This is a genomic window from Amycolatopsis sp. NPDC000009 (genome assembly GCF_055563465.1).
Genome location: NZ_JBVHDI010000011.1, coordinates 104774 through 126380 on the forward strand (window position 1 = coordinate 104774; position 21607 = coordinate 126380).

The window sequence follows — 21607 nt, forward strand, 5'->3', positions numbered from 1 at the left end:
CGGAAGGAAGGAACTTGTCCGCGCGAGTGATCTTTCCGGTGCCTCACGGCGACAGGATCGACTTCATGAAGATCCTTCACCGTCCCCCGGCGGTCAGCGACACGGAGCGACCGGTTCCCCGCTGGGCGACGCGACTGGCCTACGCGCTCCCCTGGCTTCTGCTGCCTTCGTGCCTGTGGCGGCTCCCTTTCGCCGTACATTTCGAAATGGGGCAGATCCACGATCGCGAGATGCCGGATTACTGGTTGAGCGTCCCGTACGTCCTCACGCTCAGCGTGCTTTCCGAGGTGATCGCGATCCTGACCATCGGCCTGGTCCGCGGCTGGGGCGAGGTGGCGCCCCGGTGGGTCCCGTTCCTCGGTGGCAAACGGGTCCGGCCTCTCGCGGCCGCCGTCCCCGCTGTCGCCGGAGGCTTGATACTCACCGCGCTTTTCACCTCGATCCCCCTCGGTGACGGCCGATGGCTCACCGTGTTCGGCTTCGACCAGAACGCCGCCTACGTCGACAAGGCATGGGAAACGCTGGCCACGATCTGCGTCGCGCCGCTCGCCTTGTGGGGGCCGATCACCATCGTTCTGGGACTCGCCTATCACCACCGCCGCAAGGTAACGAACGCATAACGGCGAGGTCGCGTTTTGAACCGGGTGTCCGCTGGGGCCGTTTCAGCCAACACGGAGTCAGTGCCGCCGGTGCCGCCGGCGGCGCATCCCCCGGGCTTCGCGCAACGACACCGAACGAGGTGAACAAGTTCATGCCCCGTAACCAAAGAACCGCCGGCCGCCATCGCATGGCGCGCCGCACCAAGGTCGCCACGGGCGCCACCGCCCTCGCCCTCGCCGTCGGCGGGATCGTCGTGCTCAACACGACCGGAACCCCCGACGCCGCCAGGGCCGACGGCGCGGACAAATCGTTCTTCATCGACATCACGAAGGTCCCCCGCGGCAACAACGTCAACCTCGACCTCGCGAAACGGGGCGCACGAGGGACGTTCACCGTGGACTGCGGCCGCAACGAGAACGGCCACTTCAACGGCGACAACTTCATCGCGCAGCCCGGTGTCCGCAATGGTGCCGAGCATCTGCACGACTACGTCGGCAACCTGTCGACCAACGCGGACTCGAACAACAAGAGCCTGCTGCGCGCGGGAACCACCTGCAAGAACGGGGACAAGTCGGCCTACTTCTGGCCGGTCGTCCGGATCAACACCGAGGAAGAGGAGGAGAACGAGGCGGCGAACGAAGAGAAACTCGCCGCCGATCGCGTCGACGCGGCCAAAGACGAGGCCGGCGCCCAGGTCGACTGCCCCGACGTCGCCAGCGAGCTCGAAGAAGTGCCCGACCAGGCCATGCCCGCGGTCGACGAAAACCTCGACAAGCTCGACCAGGCGTCCGAGAACGCGAACAACCAGCTGGCGCAAGGAAAACAGGCCGGCCAGGTGCTCGACGAGCTGAAGAACAAACGGAAGCCGTCGATCAAGAACATCGGCGACACCATGCGGCAGGCCGGCAAGCCGGTCGCGAAGAACGAAGACCAGCTCGCCGGCTGCGCGGTGAAACAGAACGGCAGGGGCGGCCTCGACAACGGTGGCGACAACAGCAACGTCAACGCCGCCGGGGACGCCGAGAAGAAGAAGTCCGACGGCAAGGCCGCCGACCTGCCCGGTGTCGATGACAACAACGAGATCGGCAACAACGAAGGCGAGATCCAGCGCGCCGAAAAGGTCGACCTGACCTTCACCAGCGGCGGCGCCCGCCGGGTCGTCGCGATGCCGAAATTCCTGCGCGTGCTCTACGGCGACGCCAAGCAGAGCACCAACGGCCCGGCCAACGCGCGGCCGAGCTGGACCTGCACCGGCTTCGAAGACCGGCTCACCGAGCTGTACCCGATCTGCCCGCGGGGCAGCAAGGTCACCCGGATCCACTCGTTCCCGAACTGCTGGGACGGGAAGAACACCGACAGCGCGAACCACCGCACGCATATCGTGTTCTCCGACCGCAACGGGAGATGCCCGCGCGGCTTCAAGAACGTGCCGCAGCTGCGGATCACGCTGGTCTACAACATCCCGCCGGAGGTGCAGGCCGCCGGGCAGTACGCGGTCGACGCGTTCGCGCAGGAGAAGCACAACCCACGCTCCGACCACGACGACTTCGCGAACGTCATGTCGCAGCGGCTGATGAACCAGCTGGTGAAGTGCGTCAACAGCGGTAAGCGCTGCCGGCAGTGATCAAAGCTCGTGAGTGGTAAGGACGGTTAGAACCGTCCTTACCACTCACGAGGTCTCCGCGAGAGGGCGCGGCGGGGATGACCCGCGCCCCCACCCCCCGCGCCGGGGGTCCGGTTCCCGGCCCGGCGTAGGGGTACCGGGCCGGGAACCGGCGAGCGATACGGTTTTCCCTCCCTGGAAACCGGACCGCCCGGTCTGGGTCAGGCCGTGGTGGACAACCGGCTCACCCGGTCGAACACGAGCGGCACCGCGACAGCGGGGTTCAGTTCGGCGAGGACCGCTTCCGCGTCCAGGCCAGGCAGGTGGATCCACGCGCTGTCCGCGAAATCCGGGGTCGTGACGCTGATCCGGGCGCAGCGAGCAGGCGGGACCAGCGCGACCCCGAACGGCTCGACCACGTTGCGCCACACGGATTGCGAGACGATCATCCCGGCGCCGAACTTGTCGCCCGTCGGATCCGAACGGCACCAGTAACCCACCGCGTCGTTGAAGGTGGAGGCGCACAGCAACCGGGTCAGCGTGATGTACGTGCGGTGGTAGCGGTGATTGTCCGCCATCGGTCCCATGTGGACGGCCACGCGCGCCCGCATCGGGACGCGGGCGTAGCGGTTGCGGGTCCGGAGGAGATGGTCCAGGTGGAACACGACCTCGCAGAGCTGGCCGACGGCGTGGTCCGGATACGCGACCATCAGCCCGTCCCCGGTCTCCCGGAAGTGACGCGCTTCCCCCGGCGCGAGCCCGACCGCGGTGAACGAGCGGGAAACCAGCGTTTCCATCTCGGTCTTCATCGGGTCCAGCAGGTCGTCACTGGCCTTGGACGAACCGACGATGTCGACGGACAGGACGGCGTGGGTGTGCGCGTTGTAATGGCCTGAGGTCAGCACCTGCATCTCTGCGACCCCTCCCCTGATCGGTGAAAACTGGCGGCAGGAAGCAGTGTTCCCACTCCTCACCGGAAGTTCTGTTCGGAACCGAACAAAACATGACCTCGCGATGGTCAACGCCAGTGAGCTAAGTCACACCTTTTTCCGTGACCACCCGCAATGCCTCGCGGTCGATGACGGTGATCGCACGGCGCGAACTGGCCACCACTCCCGCCTTCCGGAGTTTGTCCAGCGCCTGCGCGACCATGGTCCGGCCCATCGGGATGAACTGCGCGAGTTCGTCCTGGCTCAGCGGGATCCCGATCCGCCAGCCCGCCGGTGTCCGGATGCCACAGACGTCGACGAGGTAGTCCAATCTGGTCGCGACCCTGGCCACCGCCTGCGGTTTCCAGGACTGGGTCCGCTGCCGCTGGGCGAGCACGAACCGGCGGGCGACGCTGACGAGCACCTCCCGCATCGCCGCCGGATGCTCCAGCAGGAACCGGTTGAACTCGCTCGCCGCGATGCGCCGGACGTGCACCTCTTCGATGGCGACGACGTCGGCCATCCGGATGCCGCCCGCGATCACCGCGATCTCGCCGTGCAGATCGCCGGGGACCCCGACGTCGAGGATGACCGTCGCGCCCATCCGGTCGGCGCTGGTCACCTTCACGTAGCCGTGCCGCAGCAGCATGACGAAGTCGCCGGGTTCGCCCGCCCGCATGAGCGCCTGTCTGCTCTCGTAGGTCTGCGGCGTGCCCATCTCCAGCAACCGGGCACGGACGGGTTCGTCCAGCCGCTCCAGGAACGGACGTTCTCTCTCTTCGGCGGCCTCCTGGCCCAAACCCACGAGACACCCTCCCAGGCAGTCGTGAACACCTATCGCGGAGAGTAACCGAATCGGCCACCCGATCCGGCGGTGGAACCGTCGTGGGTGGTGAAGATGCCCAGCCGGACCAGTTCCGATCTGATCCACTCGGCCAACCGGTGCAACGGTCCGTCTTCGGCCTCGACGAAGTAGCTGTCCACGATCTGGTGTCGTCTGTCGGCGTGCTTCGCCGCGTAAAGCAGCGCTGACCGTACCTCCGACACCTTCAGCGGAGCGACCTTGATACCCGGAGCGGGCCGCACGGTGCTCTTGGCGGCCATCACCGCCAGCACGGCCTCCTCCAGGCTGAACCGGTGCTCCACCGGTACGACCACATGTTCCACGCCCTCGACAACCCGGCGCCCGATCAACGGCATGCCCTCAGATCAGCACGACGCACGGCCGTAGTCTGTTCGGCACCGAACACTCACCGTGGTTCTACCGCCGCGAGGGCGTCTTCGAGCGTTTCCCGGTACAGCCTCATCCGCTCGACGAGCATCACCGGATCAGGGTTCTCGTCCCGCGCGTGTCGTTCCAGCTTCTCGGTGGTCTGCTTCACCGTCACCCGCAGCTCGACGACTTCGGGAGTGTTCCGGTCCTTGCGGCTTTCCAGTCTCGCCACCGCCTGCCGGAAGACCCCGGCCAGCTCGGTTTCGCCCGGCCGCACCGTTTCGATGGCCGTCAGCGCCCGGCCGAGCAGGCTGTAGTGGTCGAAGCCCGCTGGTTCCGGCGCACGTTTCCTCTCCCGTGCCGGCCGCCGTCGCCTGCCGTTCAGCACGAAGAACGCGGTCTCGGCCGGGACCAGCACGGCCAACGCGGCGACGGCGCCGAAAAGCCAGGCCTGCGGATGCGGATAGGTCACCGCGCGCCCGATCATCCCCGCGATCAGGCCGAGCACCACCGCGACGACGTGAAACGGCCGGTTGTCGTACTCGGCCATGTCAGAAGTTGCTGAAGACGTTGACGAACATCTTGTCGATGCCGTGCGGGTCGACGGCCTGGTAGCCGCGGGCCTTGGACTTCTGCGCGATCTCGTCGAGGACGCGACTGTCGGCCTGCGGGCCGTAGGCCATGGTGAAGATGCGGACGGAGTTGTCCAGCCGCTCGGCGTCGACGTTCTGCAGCACCTGCTCCTTCGTCCCGGCCTCGGTGTTCTCGCCGTCGGTCAGGAAGACGACGGCGTTGATCAGGTTCGGGTCGAACTCCCGCCGCATCTTCTCGTTGGCGGCCATCACGGTCTCGTACAGCGCCGTATCGCCTTTCGGGGTCAGGTTTTCGACCAGGTCGAGCATCGGGCCGCGGACGTTCTTCACCTTGCCGATCGGCATCTTCTCCTCGTACCGGTCGGAGAACGTCCACAGCCCGACCTCGTCTTCGGGATGCAGGTACTCGAGCTGTTTCCGGATCGCGGGTTTCAGCAGGGCGATCCGGCTTTCGGAGTACGGCTTGTCCTTGCGGTTCTTGTCGAACGGTTCGTTCATCGAGCCGGACAGGTCCAGTACCAGCAGGATCCGGCCGCGCCGCTGCGTGTACTCCCACCCGTCCAGCATCTTCTGGATCTGTTCGCCGGTGGGGACGCCGATCTTCGGCGGCTCCTGGGCTCCCTGGGTGCCCACGACGCTGGCGAGCTCCGGGGTCCCGTTACCGCCGGGGTCGCGGAACCCGAGCTCCCGGAACCGGTCCTGCTGGCCGGGTTCCAGGAGGAAGTCGTAGAAGTCCTTGGCCGCGGCCTGCTGCTCCGGGGACGCGTTCGCGGTGGTCAGGAAGGGATGATCGATCAGCATCGTCCCTTCCCGGGGGTGGACGGCGACCAGCGGGCGCAACGGCGCGACGGGGTTTCCCTTCAGCTGCGCCGGATCCCCGGTCGGCACGCCCCGGTTGTAGAGGTAGACCATCTGCTCCTGCATCGCCATCGCGCTGATGTAGGGCGTCGGCTTCTTGCGGTCCTCGTCGTACAGCGTCTTCAGGAAGGCCACCGAATCGTCGCTGTAGTAGGCGACCGACGCCTCGATCCCGCGGACGAACTGCACGGTCTCCGCCGTGCCGATCTTGCCGTAGTCGCCACCCGTCGCGGCGAAGTAGGTCGCGATGGTCGCGGCGAGCCCGGACGTCGACCGCCGCGGGTTGTCCTTGCCGAGCGTGAAGTTCCCCCACTGGGCGTACGCCGCGCCTTTCGAGGCCCAGCCACCGTTCCGGTTCACTTCCAGTACGTCGCCCCAGCCGAGGGTCTTGCCCGGCCAGCCCATCGCCTTGGCCATCGGCTCCGGCATCGCGATCACCATCGGGCTGGTCGCGAGCGAGGTCTTCGGCCCGGCCTTGATCCGGTCGCCCTTTCCGCGCTGGCGCAGCAGATCGAGCCAGAGTGACGAACTGGGCAGCCAGACCTGGGGCTCGGGCTGGTGCTGGTCGACGTCGTTCCAGCCGTCGGCGATGAGGTCGAGCGTGGCACCCGAGGTCTTCTTGTGTGCCTCGACCTTCGCGCACCGGCCGCCGTCGAACGTCCGGCCGGTGTTGTTGTACCGCTCGGCCAGTTCGGCGATCAGATCGCCCTTCTCCGTGGAAGAACTGGTGATCAGGCGGACGCAGTCGGCCCTGGTCGCGTTCGAGGGCGGGGGGACCGTGGTGGCGAGCAGGACGATCACGAGCGTCCCGACGAGCGCGCCGAAGACGAGCGAAAGCCAGCCTGATCTCCGCATGCGCCGCCCCCTAGCCGTCGTAGCGGGCAAGTGTAGCTACAACGTGGTTCCCGCTTCCGCGTCCTCGGTCACCAAATCGTAGGTTTCGAAACTGAAGCGGGCGAGGGTGCCCACCCAATTCCGATAGACCTGTAGATCATCGAAGGATTCGGCGTCTAGCCGCCATTCAGGTGGAAAGGCCTCCCGTAACGATTCCCCGGCGGAGAGGGCGATGAACGTCCTGCGCGCGGCGTCGGGATCGGCGACCAGCAGGGTCAGCAGGACGAGCACCGCGCGGTAGGGGCCACCGACGAACCGCGCGAGCCGCGCGTCCGGGATACCGATGCGCACGAGCCGGTAGAGGTTGACCAGCTTCCGGATCTCTCGCGGTGTGTTCAGCCTTTTCCTCAGTACATGGACGAAGGCGCGTTCGACCTCGGTGAGCCGCAACCGGTCCGGCCGCATGTTGTAGAACGTCGGCGGGGCCGTTTCCCGGACGACGACCTCTCTCGTTTCGCCGTCTTCGGGGACACTCTCGTCCTCAGGCCATTCTTCGGGCTCGGACGGCCGGGGGTCCCGTTCCTCGATCGGCATCAGGGCGTCGATCAGCTCGTCCGCCGCGGTTCCCATGGGGCGCAGGGCGAACACGATCTGGAAGATCTTGTCGAGGTACTCCGCCCGCCGCGCCTCCCCCGCGCCGAACAGTTCCTCGTGGTGCTGGTCGAGACAGCGCCGCAGCCACCGCGGGTCGACCGCGACCACCACGACGAACGCGGGAAGCGCCAGCAGCAGATGCACCGCGGCCAGCACTTCGATCACCTTCGACGGCGGACAGCGGTCGAGATCGTCGATGTAGAGGACGATCCGTTCCAGCGGCGGCTTGCCCTCGCCGCCCGCCCGCAGCCATTCCTCCCTGGCGTCCACCAGATCGGCGCTCAGGTTCGCGAGGTCTTCCCGGACCCGGGCGAAAACCCCTTGGTAGTCCCCGTATCTCCCGGTCTTCGCCTCTTCGATCAGATCTCCGAGCCTGCTGGCCGCGTCCAGCCGCCGCAGTCGTTCCTCGGTCTCCCGCACCTCGGCGTCGAACCGTTCCGCGCGTTTGTCGACGTCGTGCCGCAGCTTGTCCAATGTGGACTTCACCGGCGCGAGCGCGGATCTGGCGGTGGTGAGCGCCGGGGTCAGCACGGCGCCGATCGCGACGACGGCACCGGCCGCGGCGAGGATCGCGTTGTGCCACAAGGCCCAGCCGGTGATCGCCGCGGCGGCGCCGAGCACGCCCAGCACCGCGTACCCCGCGACGGCGAGCCTCCGCCGTCGGCGTTCGGCCCGGTCCACCCCGGACACCAGCAGCCGCCAGCGCCAGGTGAGCGGGGAATCCGCCTTGACGGCCTTCAGCCCCGCGAGCCGGTTCCGCAGCTCCTCGCGTTCGGCGCGGACCTCGCCGGCGTCCGCGTGCGTCTCGGGCGCGCCGAGGTTGCGGAACAGGTGGTCCACCAGCCCGACCCACAGATGGTCGTCGTGGTACTGCCAGGCGTTGAACCGGATCTGCCGGATCTCACCGGTGAACACGCTGTTGGCGGCGTCGCCGCGGGAGCGGCGCGCCAGTTCGGCCACCCGGTCGGTCACCTGCCGGACGAAACTCGACTTGCCGGAACCCCACGGGCCCAGCAGCGCGACGCACAGCGGCGGGCTGGTCTCGCGGTCGGCGATGACCGCGGCGAGGGTGCGCACGTCGTCGTGGAAGCCGATCAGGTCGACCGGGCTTTCGACGTCGGGAGTGATCCGCGGCCGCGCCCGGCCCGGTTTGGGCTCGACGAAGCCGGTGCCGTCGATCTGGTTGCCGAAGCGGTCCCACACCCGGATCGTGCGGTCGTCCCCGACCGTGACGATCTTCTCGTTGCCCGCGGTGCAGACGATCGCCCGGACGTTCCCCTGATGTCCCTTGAGGAGCGTGTAGTCCCGCGGGTCGTCGATCTCGCGGACGCGGACCTCGCCGTCGGAACCGCCGGAGAGCACCAGTTTGCCGTCCGCGCCGAAGGCCAGCGAGCGCACCACGCCGGTGTGCCCGGGGAAGACGAGGGCGGGATCGCCCTTGCGCCCCCACAACCGGACCATCTCGCCTTCGGCGGACAGCACCTGCTCGCCGTCGGCCGAGATCGCGACCACATGGACCGCTCCGGCGCCGCCGAATCGGTAGTGGGAAACGATTTCCCGGTCCCACAGCCGCACGCCACCGGCGTCGTCCCCGGCGACGACGACCCGGCCGTCCGGGGTCACCGCGACCGACTCGACCTCCGGACCGCCGGTGCGCAGGGCCCGTACCGTCGCGCCGTCCAGCCGCCGGACCTCGACGGTGCTTCCCGCGCCGGACACGGCGAAGTCCTTCGCCACCGCGACCGCCACCGTCCGCCTGGTGGTCTGGACCTCCGGGGGATGCGCGCCGGTACCGGTGATCCGCCAGCGCCGCACCGTCGCCCCATCGCAACCGACCACGTACTGACCCGAGATACCCACCGCGAGCACCGGCCGATCATGGCCGCTCAGTGCGAAACGCTGCTCTCCGGTCTCCAGGTCCCAGACCCGCACGGTCCGGTCCGCACCCCCGGTGACCAGCCGGTTTCCCTTCACCGCGACCGCGAGGATCGGTTCTTCGTGTCCGGTGAAACGCGCCGTCGTCATAACGGCACAGTCTTCCGGTCGCGTCAAGATCATGGTTAACGACAGGCGACTATCGGCGGGTACCCCGGCGACCTCGAAAGGTTCAGTGTCGACACTGCTCCGAAATTCCAGCACGCCTTAAACGCGAGGAGTTCAACGTGCTTCGACGTACCTTCGCCGCGGTGCTCACCGGCGCCGCGCTCTCCGTCTCGATGCTCTCGGCCCCCTCCGCCGGTGCCGCCGAGATCATGGCGACGACCCTGACCTACGACGACAGCCAGGCCGCGGAGTTCAAGGACGCGGTGGCCGCCGGCGTCAACGTCTGGAACACCAACGTCACCAACGTCCGTATCGTGAAGGCGACGCCGGGGCAGCGGGTCAACATCCGGGTCATCGCCGACAACGGCTGGCCGCGCGCCACGCTCGGCCCGGTCCGCCCAAGCGGCACGGTCACCGTGTGGATGGGCAGGCAGGCCGTCCAGCAGGGCTATTACACGCCGCGGATCGCTTCCCACGAACTCGGGCACAGCCTCGGCCTGCCCGACGTGAAGCCCGGCCCGTGCTCGTCGCTGATGTCCGGCTCGACCGGCGGGGTCAGCTGCAAGAGCGTGAACCCGAACGCGCAGGAGAAGGCCAGGGTCCAGCAGCTCTACGCCGGCACCGCGGTGCCGAGCGCCGACGCGGGCAAGGTCCTCGCGGACGTCGGCTGATCCCGTGCCAGGGGGTGCCCGCCCGGCACCCCCTGGACTGGGATCTTCACTCTTTCGCCGTGATCGCCGCCGCCGGGCACGACTGCACGGCGTCGCCGATCTCTGCCGGTTCCGGGTCCAGCAACCGGACCCGGCCGTCCACCTCGTCCTGTTCGAACACCGCGGGCGCGGTCAGCACGCACATTCCGGCGCCCACACAGCGTTCCCGGTCCACTTCGAGTTTCATCGCGATCAGTCCCAGGCCACCGGGAGCGCGTACACCCCGTAGATGTCGGAGTCCGTCCGCATCGGGATCTCGCCGGCCGGAACGGCGAGACGCAGCTTCGGGAACCTGGCGAGCAGCCCAGTGAAGGCGACCTTCATCTGGACCCGCGCGAGCTGCTGGCCGAGGCACTGGTGGACCCCGTGCCCGAAGGAGCCGTGCCCGGCGGCGTTCCGGCGGACGTCGAGCCGGTCGGGTTCCGGGAACTTCAGCGGATCACGGTTGGCGGCCTGTGCCGAAAGCGCGACCACCTCCCCGGCCTTGACGAGCTGCCCGCCGATCTCGACGTCCTCGAGCGCGGTGCGCGCGCCGGTGTGCGCGATGGTCAGATAGCGCAGCAATTCCTCGATCGCGCCTTCGACGCGTTCCGGGTCCTCGCGGATCGCCGCGAGCTGGTCCGGATGTTGCAGCAAAGCGAAAGTGCCCAGCGCGAGCATGTTGGCCGTCGTGTCCAAACCGGCGCCCAGCAAGAGGAACGCGATACTGGTGAGCTCCTCGTCGGTGAGCTCCGTCGTCGTCAGTTCACCGAGGATGTCGTCGGTCGGCGCGGCCCGTTTCGCCACGATGAGTTCGTACAGGTAACCCCCCAGCGCGTTGATCGCGGCTTCCTTCTCCTCGGCCGGCGCGTCCGGCAGGTTCAGTGGCAGGACGTTGCGGCGGAAGAACTCGTGGTCTTCGTAGGGCACGCCGAGCAGCTCGCAGATCATCAGCGCGGGAATGGGCTGCGCGAACGCCTGCACCAGGTCGGCCGACGTCCCTTGCCGCTCCATCGCGTCGAGATATTCGGTGGTCACCTGCTCCACCCGCGCGGAGAGCAGCCGCATCCGGCGGACGGTGAACTTGCCGGTGAGCAGCTTGCGGTACCGCGCGTGCTCCGCACCGTCCATTCTGATGAACATTCCCGGGGCCGCCGGCGGAATCTCCACCATCGCGGCCGCACCCGGCAGCGGCGAGTGCATCAGCTCCTGCCGGGCACTGAACCGCGGATCCGCGAGGACGGCGCGGACGATCGCGTGCCCTGTCGCAAGCCAGCCTTCATGCCCGTCGGGGAACGTCAGCCGGACGAGCGGATGCTCGTCGCGCAGCGCGCCGAGCTCGGCGGGCGGGTCGAACGGGCAGCCCCGCGGCCGATCGAGGGGAAGCTCGGTGAGTTGTGGGACCGAAGTGGTCATGTCTGTTCCTCCCAGTTTTTACCGATACCCAAAGGCTACGTTGCATTTACGTTCGCCTCAAAGCTATGGGCTGGCCTTTTTGCTGTTGTTGCTGGTAGATTTCCTGAGATCGTTGCAACGGTCGTGCCAGTGAACGCAACGTCTCGTTGCAATGATCTGCGCGTGAACGCACAGGAGGTGCCATGCCGGGCGGCAGGCTGACCCAGGAGGATCGACGGCTGATCGCGGCCTGGCTCAAGGACGGTCTCGGTTACGCCGAGATCGCCCGGCGGCTCGGGCGGCCGACGTCGACGATCAGCCGCGAGGTCGCGCGCAACAGCGGCCGTTCCGGCTACCGCGCCGAAGAAGCGAACCGCGTCACCGGCGAACGCGCGCGCCGCCGCAAACCGCAACCGCGCGCCGTCCCCGTCGTCGACAACGGCTACGGACGCGACCCGGAAGCCGTACGCGCCTTCGAAACCGACTTCGCCGAGATGATCGTGGCGACCGGATTGCCCCGGATGACCGCGCGGGTCCTCGCCTGCCTGGCCGTCAGCGACGACGGCGTGCTCACCGCCGCCGACCTCGCCCGGCGGCTCCAGGTCAGCCCGGCCTCGATCTCGAACGCCGTCGCCTACCTCGAAGCGCAGGCCATGCTCAAACGGGAACGCGACGGCCGCCGGGAGCAATACGTCATCGACGAGGAAATGCCCCAGCGGGTGTGGGCCGAAAGCGTCCGCTCGAACCAGGAATGGGTCAAGGTCTCCCGCCAGGGCGCCGAAGTCCTCGGCGTCGCGACCCCCGCGGGCGCCCGCATGGACGACCTCTCCCGATTCCACGCGCGCATCAACGAAATCATGCTGGACGACCGCGTCGCGGTCTTCGCCGGTGACGCGCTGACCGTGCTCGCCGCACTCCTGCACGCCGGACGAGGGCTGCCCGTTTCGGCTCTCGCGTCCGCGCTGGACTGGCCGTCCGATCGGGTTTCGGCCGCCTTGCGGGTGGCGCAGGAGCATCCGCACATCGCCGGACCGGTGAGGCTGGATTCTCGTTGTGGGGAGTATCGGGCGGTTCCGTTGGTGGAACGGCTGACGGCTGGGCAGTTGGCCGCGTTGGGATCTTGAGTGATTTCGGGTGGCTCGGGTGGTTCGCGTATGCGATGGCTGCGTCCGGTCTGGGGGCTCGGGGACATGCCGCCTGTGGCCGCTTTTCGGCGACGCGGACCTGATGAGGTGAGTGGTCAGCGGTAAGGCTTGAGCACCGATGCGGAACATGCCCGTCGCCGGTTTCCGGCAACCCGGGCCTGAAGACGGGACTCGACGACAGCAACGCTTCAGCGCCAAGGACGAAACACGCCCGTCGCCACGTTCCGGCAACCTGGGACTGGTCAGCGGCAGCCCTTAAGCCGAACACCGCCCGTTGCCGCTCACCGGCAACCCGGGCCTGAAGACGGGACTCGACGACAGCAACACTTCAGCACCAAGGCGAAACACGCCCGTCGCCACTTTCCGACAACCCGGGACTGGCCAGCGGCAGCCCTCAAACAGAACACCACCCGTCGCCGCTTACCGGCAATGAGGCTCAGAACGGTGGCGGTTCGTCGGCGAGCGGTGTCCTTGGGCGCGGTAGGTGAAGTGGCGGGGGTGAGCTGTCGTAGCTCTGCCCGGTGGGGGTGGTGATGGTGAGGGTGCCGTCGGCGGCGAGGCGGTAGGTCCAGCCGGGTTCGTCTTTGAGGCGGTGGTCTCGTCGGCAGAGATCGACCAGTTCGTCGGCGTTGGTGTGGCCGCCGTGCTGCCAGGGCACGGAATGATCGATGTCGCATGCTTGCGCGGGACGGTGGCAGCCGGGTCTTCGGCATTCGCGGTCCCGCACGCGGACGAACTCGTCCAAGCCGGCGGTGGGACGGTACCGGCCCCGCCCGAGGTCGAGGACCTGGCCGGAAAGCGGGTCGGTGATGATGCGGCGTAGCACGGTGTTCGGGCCGGTGGCGATGTGCCGGGCCAGTGCGGCGGGAACTGTGCCGTGTCCGGCCAGCTCCGCCGGGTCGTCGTTGAGGCCCAGATAGGTGAACAGGTCCATGTACAGGAACACTTCGGTGCGCTCGCTGGTGCCGCCTTGGCCGCCGAGCAGGAGGTCGAGCGCGACGTCGGCACGCAGTTGGTCCAGCGTGCGGGTCTCCTCCCCGGTCTTGAGCGTCCGGGCTTCCCGGTCGATACGCCGGTAGGCGGCGGTGACTTTCTCGACCGGCCCGTCTTCGATCTCGATCGACGCCACTCCCGTTTCACCTTGCCGCAAGGTCAGGCGACGGCCTTCGCGATGCCGTTCGGCCCGTGCTTCGGCGCCCTCGCGGTCGACGGTCGTCGCCGCGTGGTTCGCCGCTTTCCTGATCTGATCAGGGTTCCTGCCCGGCAAACGCTCCTCCAAGAGGGCATCGACGGCACGGGCGTCCTCGTCCGACAGCCACGCGGTGGCCGCGGCGACCTTCATCGCTCCGAAGCCGCTCACTTCTCCTTGGTCCATCAAGGACAGAGTGCGAGGCAGGCGGGTGGTCAACGCATCGGCCGCGGCGACCATCGCACCGGCATGATTGTCGTTGGCAGACAAGGCGAAGGCGACCTCCTGCGTGACGCTTGATGCCCCGTCGCGATGCCGGTTCAACTGGGACAGCGCCCGGAACCGGACCGCTTCCAGCCGTGCGATCCCGGCCGACGCCGCTTGCGCGACCGCGACGGAATCCTTGTCGTCCAAAGAAATGACCGAAGCGTTCACCGCTTTCAGCACCTCGGGGTCGGTGAGTCTTTCCAGTAGCGCCACAGGCGCGGATTTTGTGTCCACCGCACGACCATACGACCGGCCACCGACAGTTTCCGGCCTTGCGCGTGGGGCAGGGCGTTGCCGATTTTCGGCAACGAGGAAAGACCACCCAAGCAGCATCACCGACTACCGACAACTAGGACACGAAGCGGGCCGCCCGTGCGGCATCGCCGATGTCCGGCAACGAAGGTCTCAACGGACGCATGCCGTCAGCGACCTCCAAGCATCATCACCGACTAACGACAACGAAGCATCCGGCGCGACCATGTATGGCGGCGAAAGTCGCGTCGCCGATTCTCGGCAACAAGGTTTCAGCAGAGACACGCTGGCAGCGGCGCCGTTGCCGAATTCCGGCAACAAGGTCCCACCAGAGACCCGGCATCTGCAACCACCCGGTCACGTAGCCGATTCCTGGCAACGAAGGCGGCCACCAACCAGCATCGCCGACGGAACCGCCACCCGACCCCCCGGCAACAACCGAACAAGCCCTACATCACGTCCCGCACGACCATCCGCTCCGAAGCCCGCTCGATAGCCGCCTCGACCGCCCCCACCCGGTCCGCCAGCAGGCCCATCGCGCCGACCGCGCGGCTCATCGGGTCCTCGTCGTCGCCGCCCAGCGCTTGGGCACGCAGGTAGGCCGCCTTCACGTCAGCCCACCGTTGCGCCTCCGCGGCGCTCAGCCGTCCGCGCAGTTCGGCCAGTTTGAGCAGGTTCGCTTCGGCTCCCGAGGTGAGTGTCTGCGCTTCGCCGGCGTAGTGGTCGTCGATCAGCGCTTCCAGTTCCGCGTCGTTCATCGCTGGCACGATCCGGCCGGCGAGCTTGTTCATGTTCCGGTACGAGCCCTGGAGCTGGAACGGCGGTTCGACCCGGGACGAGTCCGCTTGCGCGGCCGAAGCGATGTACGCCTGGTTGTTCGTCAGGACGATCCGCTGCGCCTTGATCAGTTTCCGCAGCACGGCAAGGATCTGCTCGAGTTCGGTCGCCGAGTAGGCGTGCTTCAGCTGATCCGCCCGCACCGAACCGTCGCCGCGCGCCAGCCGCACGAGAATGTCCACATCGGACCGTTCGTGCGAGACGAGCGGGGCCAGCACGGTGTTCGCGGTGAGCGAGTTCTCGATGTAGCTCAGCGCGAACAGCTCTTCCTTGCCCGACAGCACGTCGCCGAGGTTCCACACGTCGGCACGGTTGGCGAGCATGTCCGGGATCCGGAACCGTTTGCCCTGTTCGGTGTACGGGTTGCCCGCCATGCAGACCGCGAACCGCTTGCCCCGCAGGTCGTAGGTCCGCGTCCGGCCTTCCCATACGCCTTCCATCCGCCGTTGCGCGTCGCACAGCGAGATGAACTTCTGCAGCAGTTCCGGCGAGGTGTGCTGGATGTCGTCGAGATACAGCAGCACGTTGTTGCCCTGCTCCAGCGCGAACGAGATCTTCTCGACCTCTTGCCGCGCCGTCGCGTTGGGCGCGTCCGCCGGATCCACCGAAGTGACCTCGTGCCCGAGCGCGGGCCCGTTCACCTTCACGAACACCAGCCCGAGGCGGCTGGCGACGTACTCCATCAGCGTCGTCTTGCCGTAGCCGGGCGGCGAGATGAGCAGCAACAGACCGGACTGGTCAGTACGCCGCGCGTCGCCGGTCGCGCCGAGTTGCTTGGCGAGGTTGTCGCCGATCAACGGCAGATAGACCTCGTCGAGCAACCTGTTGCGCACGAAGGCGCTCATCACCTTCGGCTTGTACTCGGTGAGCCGCAGCCTGTCCCGTTCGGCCGCCACCAGATCGTTGCGCAGCCGTTGGTACGCCCGGAAACCCGGCACCCGATCACGCCGGAACCGCAGCGTTCTGGCCAGCGTCTCGTCGAGCCGCAGCGCCAGGGACCGGTTCACGATCCGCGGATGCGAGCCGAGCAGACCGTCCACAGTGGCCGAAAGCTCCGCCGAGGAGTCGTACCGGGGCAGGTCGGCCAGTTCGATCGCGACGGCCTCCGCCAGCTCGTCGTCCGGCAACCCAGAGGAGTCCACAAAGGACCGTAACCAGGCTTCGGCGAGCTGGTGACGATCCGCGAGGCCTTCGAGGGCACGCAGGTCGTCGGCGAAGCTCCGGCGGTCGAGCCGGAACTTGTCGAGCAGTGCCCGCGCGCCACCACTGGTGACGAAACCCGGCGACGCGTCGGCCAGCTCTTCGAACAGGTACTCGCCGGCGAGTTCGAGCTCCAGCGTCAGCCCCGACGACGCGGCGAACGCGGTCATCGCCTCGGTGAGTTCCCGCGCCAGCGCGTCGATCGCCGTGGTGTGTCCGAACGCCTCCCGGACTCGCGCGAGCGACGCGGCGCGGGTCGTCCACGCGGACTTCGCCGCTTCTTCGGCACCGAAAGCCCAGAACAGCTGAGCGGCGGCACGAGCGGCGGGCGGATATCGCAGCAGCCCGGCGGCGGACCGCAGGCGCAGCAGCGCGGCCAGGATCGCGGCGGCGTCGTGGTCGTGCACGCCGCGCGCGTATCCCTCGTCGTAACGGTCGCCCGCGGCACGGCGGACGACCTCAAGGAGGTCGGCCTCGACCAGATCCGGCTGTTCGGCCAGGATCGACGTCGCCAGATACTCCGCGCGATAGACCTCGGGCGATTCCGAGACCAGCAGCTGGTCCCAGTACGGCCGCGTCTCCTCGAACGCGGAATCCCTTACCGGCGAACGGTAATCGGTGCCGGTGATGGCGAACTTCATCCCGCCGTCGTGCGGCACCAGGGTGAGGTCGATGTCCTGTGTGTTGACCGCGAAGGTGTTGCGGCCCAGGCGGATCGTCTCCCCGCCCTCGCCATAGAGGTCGAGCCGGTCACGCAGCGCGCGCCCGGCTTCCTGGCGGGCGGCCTTGACCCGGCCTTCCAGCTCTTCGGCACGCACCTGGTCGCCGAGGTCGCGCAGTTCGGCGACGACGCTGCGCAGCTTCGCGACCATCGGATCGGCGGCGAAGTAGGTGTTGATCTCGTCGACCGAACCGAGCGTGCCGACCCTGCGAGTCACACTGGCGAGGATCCGCTCGGCCGAATCGACCAGCCGGTCCGCGCGCCGGGCCCGCTCGTCGAGCAGCGCCTGCTTGCGCGAGGAGAACGCCTCGTAGACGTCGGTGCGCTTCTCCCCGAGCGAGACCAGGAAATCGTCGAACTCGCCGAACCGCGATTCGAGGTTTTCCAGCTGCAGCAGCAATCTGCCGAGCTGCTCGTCGCAGCGGTCCGGGGTGTCCGCGACCGCGAGACCGCCGGTGATCGCCTGCGCGAGCAGCGCGAACTCGGCGGCGAACTCCGCCCGGCCCTCGGTCTCCAGCAGCTCCTTGCGCCGCGCTTCGAGGGTGGCTCGTGCCCGGTTGACCGCGCCGACGACCTCGCCGACGCGTTCGAGGATCTTCGTCCGCACCACGGCGTCCGCGATCTCCAGGCCACCGACGACGTCGGTGAGCACTTCGAGCCCGCCGGACTGCTCGTCCAGCCGCTCGGCGACCGGGACGGCTTCGGCGACGGTGGAGATCGCGCCAGCGGCTTCGATCAGCCCGTCGACCTCGGCGTGGTAGCTCGTGAACGCGTCCTCACCCTGGAGGAACCGCACGGCGCGCTGAGCTGCCTCGCCGAATTCCGTGTCGAGGTCGGCGATCAATTTGTCGACACGGCCGGTGTCGACATACCGAAGTTCTCGCACGGTGACGAGATGGCCTCGCGCGCGGTGCATTTCGGCGAGCCTGCGCACCCATGCGTCGGCCGCGTTCAGCGCCTCACCCCGGACCCGCCGCACGAGCGACGCGGTCTCCGCGGCGGCCTCTTCGACGGCTTCGGCCGCCTGCGAGGTGAGTGTGGTGACCGTCTCGAACTCGTCGAGCACCTGCTCCGCGGTGACCCGGACGTCCGACAGCGGCGACCGCAGATCACCGAGTTCGGCCTCGCCGAGCCAGTGGTAGTGGTCGAAGACCCGTGCGCACGCGGCGATCAGGGCCTCGAACACCGCCGCCGACGGCGCCATCTCGTCGACCATCCGGCCGATCGAGAGGCAGTCGGAGATCCCGCGGACCAGATCGGCGTTGCCGACCCGCTCCAGCGGTCCGGTGCCAGCCGGCTGCGACGCGGCGAACGTGTCCGATTGGAACGGCGTCCGCCACACCTGCATCGGGTGCACACGGCTCGGCTCGTCGGAGAGCGCGCGGAACAGCACCATCGTGCCGTCGTCGAACAGCGAGAACCCGTGGCACGGGATCGGGTTCGAGACCTCCTTGCGGATCACGTTGTACGGCAGGAGCAGCGAGCGACCCTCGGCCCGCGCGTGGAAGACGTAGAGCACGTCCTCCCCGTTGGGCGAGCGGACCACGCGCTCGAATTCGAGCTCGTCCACGGTGGTGTCGAACGTCTTGCTGACACCCGTGTCGAGGTAGTAGCCGCCGGGGAAGATGATCCCGTGGTCCTCGGGCAGCCGCTGGCACGCCTGCCCGATCCCGTCGAGGCGCACCACGTCCCGCGTACGGGTGTTGAACACCAGGTACCGGTACACGGTCTCCTTGTAGGGCAGGATCCGCAGCAGGATCAGCGGGCCGATCCTGGCGTAGGAGACCTCGGCGTCGGCGAGGCTCTGCAACGGCTCGTCGACCGGTTCGGCGTAGACGCCCTCACCGGATTCGGTGTTGTTCTCGACCTTGATCGTCAGGTTGCCGCCGACGGTCTCGACGAACACGTCGTCCTCGATCGAGATGTGCGGATGCCGCCCGAGGACGTGCTGCTCGCGGCTGGTCTCGATCCATTCGAAATCGTGCGACGGCGGGAAGACGTGGTCGCGTTCCCCGCGGCTGTCCATATAGGACACCTTGCCGTCGGCGGCGATACCCCAGCGCAGCACCCGGATGTCCTCGGTCCGCGGGCCGATCTGGAACACCGCGAGCAGCTTGCCCTCGACCCGCCGCAACTGCAGCAGCCTCGCCTGCCGGTAGTACCGGTACAGCTCGGCGAAGTCACGGACGAACTGCTCGTCGCGCAACAGCTCCGGCAGCTCTTCGGCAGGCACGTCGTCGAAGCGGAAAGCCTCGTCGTCATGGCTGAAGCCATGCAGCGAAAAGACGTCGTCGACCGTCGTCTCGGGTTTGAGCCCGATGAAGACGTTGTAGCCGAACAACATCCGCCCGCCGACCGACACGACGTCCCGCGGCACGCAGTTGTTCGCGGTACGGATCCGCTCCGTGCCGATCAGCGCGAGCTGCGCGCTGCCGAAGACGCCGAGCCGCGCCGTGTTGAGCTCGTCCGCGCGTTTCGCCAGCTCGGCGGCCTGTGCGGCGAGCCGGGCGCGGAGCACCTCGTAGGTGCCCGCGTCCAGCTGCTCCGTTCCCGCCGCCGGTTCGGTCGTCGTCACTGCTTCGCGGGGGTGAGGGCGGCGACGGACTTGTCAGCGAGGCCGAGCCGCTGCGCCATGGCCAGCAACTCCTGCACCTTGCCGCTGTCCGGGCCGCCCGCCTGCAGCTGCTTGGCCAGGAAGGCCGACAGCGTCAGGTTCTTCACGTCCTCCGTGCTCACCGAGCCGACCAGTTTGGTCAGGTCGTCGGTGAAACTGCCCGAACCGTCGAGCCACGCCTTCCCGAGCGTCTGGACGACGTCCGAGTGCTCGACGAAGCCGTCCACGCTCTTGCCGAGCCCGATCGAGCCGATGACCTTCTCGAAGAACATCGTCTCGCCGCCGACGATGTCGATGTCGGCCTTCTCCAGCCCGATGCCCAGCACCGTGGCCTGTGCCTCGGCGACCTCGCGCTGCACGTTGAGCGCGGCGAGCCGGATCTCCTTCTCGGCCTCGAGGCGCAGGCGGTACTCCTCGTGCTGGCGGCTGGCGGAGTCGAGCGCGGCCATCGCGGCGGCCTTCTCGGTGAGACCTTCGGCCTCGCCCTTGAGCTTGTCGCGCATCGCGTCGGCGAGGACGATCGCCTTCTCGCGCTCGACGATGGCCTCGGCGCGGCCGACCTTCTCCAGCGCGTCGGCGTCGCGTTCCTTGACCTGCGCGGCGGCCAGCCCGACGGCGGCCTCCTCGGCTTGGATGCCTTCGGCCAGGCGGATCTTCGCCCTGGTCTCCAGCTCGGCGGCCTGCTGGCGAGCCTCGGCCAGCGTCAGCTCTTCGCGGGCCTTGTGCTTCGACGCGGCCTCGGCGGCTTCCGCGGCCTTGATGTCCTTGACGAGGTTTTCCTGCGCCTCCGCCTCGGCGCGGATGATGATGGCCTCGCGCTGACGCTGCGCCTCTTCGACGACGCGGAGCTTCTTGATGTTCTCTTCCTGCTCCGCGACGGTCTTCTCGACCGCGATCCGCTCGCGGATCACCTCGGCGATGGACCGCTTCTCGGTCTCGACTTCCTTGTCCTTGGCGATCCGGGACAGCTCGGTCTCGCGTTCGCGGCCGATGACCTCGAGCAGCCTGTCCTTCTCGATGCGCTCGCTCTCGATGGCGATCACGCGTTCGCGGTTCTTGCCCGCGACCTCGATCTCACGCTGCTGGTTCTGGTGCTGGATGCCCAGCTGCTCGTCGGTGCGCAGGCCGGCGGCCTGCGACTTCAGCCGCTCCTCGGCCTGGACCTTGGCGATCTCGGCCTCTTCGCGCGCCCGCATGGTCTCGACCTCGCGGCGCTGCTTGATCTCGGCGTCGGCCTGCCGCCGCTCCAGTTCGAGGATCGCCTCCTTGGCGTCCACGTTCTGGCGGGTGATCTCCTTCTCCTCGCTGCGGCGGAACTCGTTGGTCCGCACGTGCTCGATCGCGGTCAGCTCGGTGATCTTGCGGATACCCTGCGCGTCGAGGATGTTCGCGGAGTCGAGCTGCGCCATCGGCGTCTGCTCGAGGTAGTCGATGGCCGCGTCCTCCAGGCTGTACCCGTTGAGGTCGGTGCCGATGACGCGGATGATCTGGTCGCGGAATTCGTGGCGTTTGGTGTAGAGGTCCACGAAGTCCAGCTGCTTGCCGACGGTCTTCAGCGCCTCGGAGAACTTGGCGTTGAACAGCTCCTGCAGGGTCGCCTCGTCGCTGGCGCGTTCGGTGCCGATGGCCTGCGCGACCTTGATCACGTCCTCGACGGTCTTGTTGACCCGCACGAAGAACGAGATCCGGATGTCGGCGCGGATGTTGTCCCGGCAGATCAGGCCCTCACGGCCGGTCCGGGTGATCTCCATGGCCTTGACCGAGGTGTCCATGATCTCGGCCTTGTGCAGCACCGGCAGGACGATCGCGCCGGTGAACGTCACGTCGACGCGGCGGACCTTCGAGATGATCAGTGCCTTACCCTGCGGCACCTTCTTGAACAACCTGGTGATCGTGAAGAGCAAGACCAGGAGGATGACAACTATCACGGCGATCAGTACGCCGGCCCCCACGCTGATGGCACCCATAGTG

General features: G+C 67.9%; 15 protein-coding genes. 4 read left to right on the plus strand and 11 right to left on the minus strand.

The window, feature by feature from the left end:
* Positions 1-65: 65 nt before the first annotated feature.
* Together ACZ3HL_RS26795 and ACZ3HL_RS26800 are read left to right on the plus strand one after the other, a co-directional pair.
* Positions 66-620 (plus strand): hypothetical protein, encoded by a 555-nt coding sequence (locus ACZ3HL_RS26795; protein ID WP_465420033.1) that lies wholly within the window; start codon positions 66-68, stop codon positions 618-620.
* Between the two features lie 167 nt (positions 621-787).
* Positions 788-2224 carry a DUF1996 domain-containing protein gene (locus ACZ3HL_RS26800; RefSeq protein ID WP_465534592.1) on the plus strand — a complete coding sequence of 479 codons (1437 nt, stop codon included), beginning with the start codon at positions 788-790 and terminating at the stop codon, positions 2222-2224.
* Between the two features lie 200 nt (positions 2225-2424).
* Here ACZ3HL_RS26800 and ACZ3HL_RS26805 read toward each other — a convergent pair whose 3' ends face one another.
* The 6 genes from ACZ3HL_RS26805 to ACZ3HL_RS26830 form a co-directional block, all read right to left on the minus strand.
* The gene (locus tag ACZ3HL_RS26805) at positions 2425-3114 is read right to left on the minus strand and encodes a hypothetical protein (RefSeq protein ID WP_340684177.1); all 690 of its coding nucleotides are present in this window, start codon (positions 3112-3114) and stop codon (positions 2425-2427) included.
* 121 nt (positions 3115-3235) lie between these two features.
* Positions 3236-3937: a Crp/Fnr family transcriptional regulator gene (locus ACZ3HL_RS26810; protein ID WP_465420030.1), complete on the minus strand. Its 702-nt coding sequence runs from the start codon at positions 3935-3937 to the stop codon at positions 3236-3238.
* A 29-nt stretch (positions 3938-3966) separates the two neighbouring features.
* The gene (locus ACZ3HL_RS26815) at positions 3967-4332 is read right to left on the minus strand and encodes a hypothetical protein (protein WP_410652923.1); all 366 of its coding nucleotides are present in this window, start codon (positions 4330-4332) and stop codon (positions 3967-3969) included.
* Positions 4333-4382: 50 nt separating this feature from the next.
* Positions 4383-4895, minus strand: a complete 513-nt coding sequence (locus ACZ3HL_RS26820) for a hypothetical protein (RefSeq protein ID WP_465420028.1) — start codon at positions 4893-4895, stop codon at positions 4383-4385.
* 1 nt (position 4896) lies between these two features.
* Positions 4897-6651, minus strand: coding sequence for a substrate-binding and vWA domain-containing protein (locus ACZ3HL_RS26825; protein WP_465534499.1), 1755 nt, complete (start codon positions 6649-6651; stop codon positions 4897-4899).
* Between the two features lie 36 nt (positions 6652-6687).
* Positions 6688-9309: a P-loop NTPase fold protein gene (locus tag ACZ3HL_RS26830; RefSeq protein ID WP_465534500.1), complete on the minus strand. Its 2622-nt coding sequence runs from the start codon at positions 9307-9309 to the stop codon at positions 6688-6690.
* Between the two features lie 137 nt (positions 9310-9446).
* On the opposite strand from ACZ3HL_RS26830, the gene ACZ3HL_RS26835 reads away from it, so the two are divergent.
* Positions 9447-9998, plus strand: a complete 552-nt coding sequence (locus ACZ3HL_RS26835) for a snapalysin family zinc-dependent metalloprotease (protein ID WP_465420021.1) — start codon at positions 9447-9449, stop codon at positions 9996-9998.
* 46 nt (positions 9999-10044) lie between these two features.
* Here ACZ3HL_RS26835 and ACZ3HL_RS26840 read toward each other — a convergent pair whose 3' ends face one another.
* Positions 10045-10224, minus strand: a complete 180-nt coding sequence (locus ACZ3HL_RS26840) for a ferredoxin (protein ID WP_465420019.1) — start codon at positions 10222-10224, stop codon at positions 10045-10047.
* A 5-nt stretch (positions 10225-10229) separates the two neighbouring features.
* Positions 10230-11432: a cytochrome P450 gene (locus ACZ3HL_RS26845; protein ID WP_465534501.1), complete on the minus strand. Its 1203-nt coding sequence runs from the start codon at positions 11430-11432 to the stop codon at positions 10230-10232.
* A gap of 182 nt (positions 11433-11614) precedes the next feature.
* Between ACZ3HL_RS26845 and ACZ3HL_RS26850 the strand changes: the two genes are divergently transcribed.
* The gene (locus tag ACZ3HL_RS26850; RefSeq protein ID WP_465534502.1) at positions 11615-12535 is read left to right on the plus strand and encodes a helix-turn-helix domain-containing protein; all 921 of its coding nucleotides are present in this window, start codon (positions 11615-11617) and stop codon (positions 12533-12535) included.
* A gap of 457 nt (positions 12536-12992) precedes the next feature.
* On the opposite strand, the gene ACZ3HL_RS26855 is transcribed toward ACZ3HL_RS26850, so the two are convergent.
* The 3 genes from ACZ3HL_RS26855 to ACZ3HL_RS26865 all read right to left on the minus strand — a co-directional run bounded on the left by ACZ3HL_RS26855 (position 12993) and on the right by ACZ3HL_RS26865 (position 21603).
* Positions 12993-14225 (minus strand): HNH endonuclease signature motif containing protein, encoded by a 1233-nt coding sequence (locus tag ACZ3HL_RS26855; RefSeq protein ID WP_465534593.1) that lies wholly within the window; start codon positions 14223-14225, stop codon positions 12993-12995.
* A 488-nt stretch (positions 14226-14713) separates the two neighbouring features.
* A complete protein-coding gene (locus ACZ3HL_RS26860; RefSeq protein WP_465534503.1) occupies positions 14714-19597 on the minus strand; it encodes a DNA repair ATPase in 4884 nt (1627 codons plus the stop codon).
* On the minus strand, positions 19594-21603 hold the full coding sequence (locus ACZ3HL_RS26865; protein WP_465534504.1) for a flotillin family protein: 2010 nt from the start codon (positions 21601-21603) through the stop codon (positions 19594-19596). Before ACZ3HL_RS26865 ends, ACZ3HL_RS26860 begins: the two co-directional genes overlap by 4 nt.
* Between the last annotated feature and the right edge of the window lie 4 nt (positions 21604-21607).

Excerpts from the sequence above, each read along its gene's own strand:
- ACZ3HL_RS26795 (WP_465420033.1), top strand. The coding sequence starts at position 66 with ATGAAGATCCTTCACCGTCCCCCGGCGGTCAGCGACACGGAGCGACCG.
- ACZ3HL_RS26800 (WP_465534592.1), top strand. The coding sequence starts at position 788 with ATGGCGCGCCGCACCAAGGTCGCCACGGGCGCCACCGCCCTCGCCCTC.
- ACZ3HL_RS26805 (WP_340684177.1), bottom strand. The coding sequence starts at position 3,114 with ATGCAGGTGCTGACCTCAGGCCATTACAACGCGCACACCCACGCCGTC.
- ACZ3HL_RS26815 (WP_410652923.1), bottom strand. The coding sequence starts at position 4,332 with ATGCCGTTGATCGGGCGCCGGGTTGTCGAGGGCGTGGAACATGTGGTC.
- ACZ3HL_RS26820 (WP_465420028.1), bottom strand. The coding sequence starts at position 4,895 with ATGGCCGAGTACGACAACCGGCCGTTTCACGTCGTCGCGGTGGTGCTC.
- ACZ3HL_RS26825 (WP_465534499.1), bottom strand. The coding sequence starts at position 6,651 with ATGCGGAGATCAGGCTGGCTTTCGCTCGTCTTCGGCGCGCTCGTCGGG.
- ACZ3HL_RS26830 (WP_465534500.1), bottom strand. The coding sequence starts at position 9,309 with ATGACGACGGCGCGTTTCACCGGACACGAAGAACCGATCCTCGCGGTC.
- ACZ3HL_RS26840 (WP_465420019.1), bottom strand. The coding sequence starts at position 10,224 with ATGAAACTCGAAGTGGACCGGGAACGCTGTGTGGGCGCCGGAATGTGC.
- ACZ3HL_RS26845 (WP_465534501.1), bottom strand. The coding sequence starts at position 11,432 with ATGACCACTTCGGTCCCACAACTCACCGAGCTTCCCCTCGATCGGCCG.
- ACZ3HL_RS26850 (WP_465534502.1), top strand. The coding sequence starts at position 11,615 with ATGCCGGGCGGCAGGCTGACCCAGGAGGATCGACGGCTGATCGCGGCC.
- ACZ3HL_RS26865 (WP_465534504.1), bottom strand. The coding sequence starts at position 21,603 with ATGGGTGCCATCAGCGTGGGGGCCGGCGTACTGATCGCCGTGATAGTT.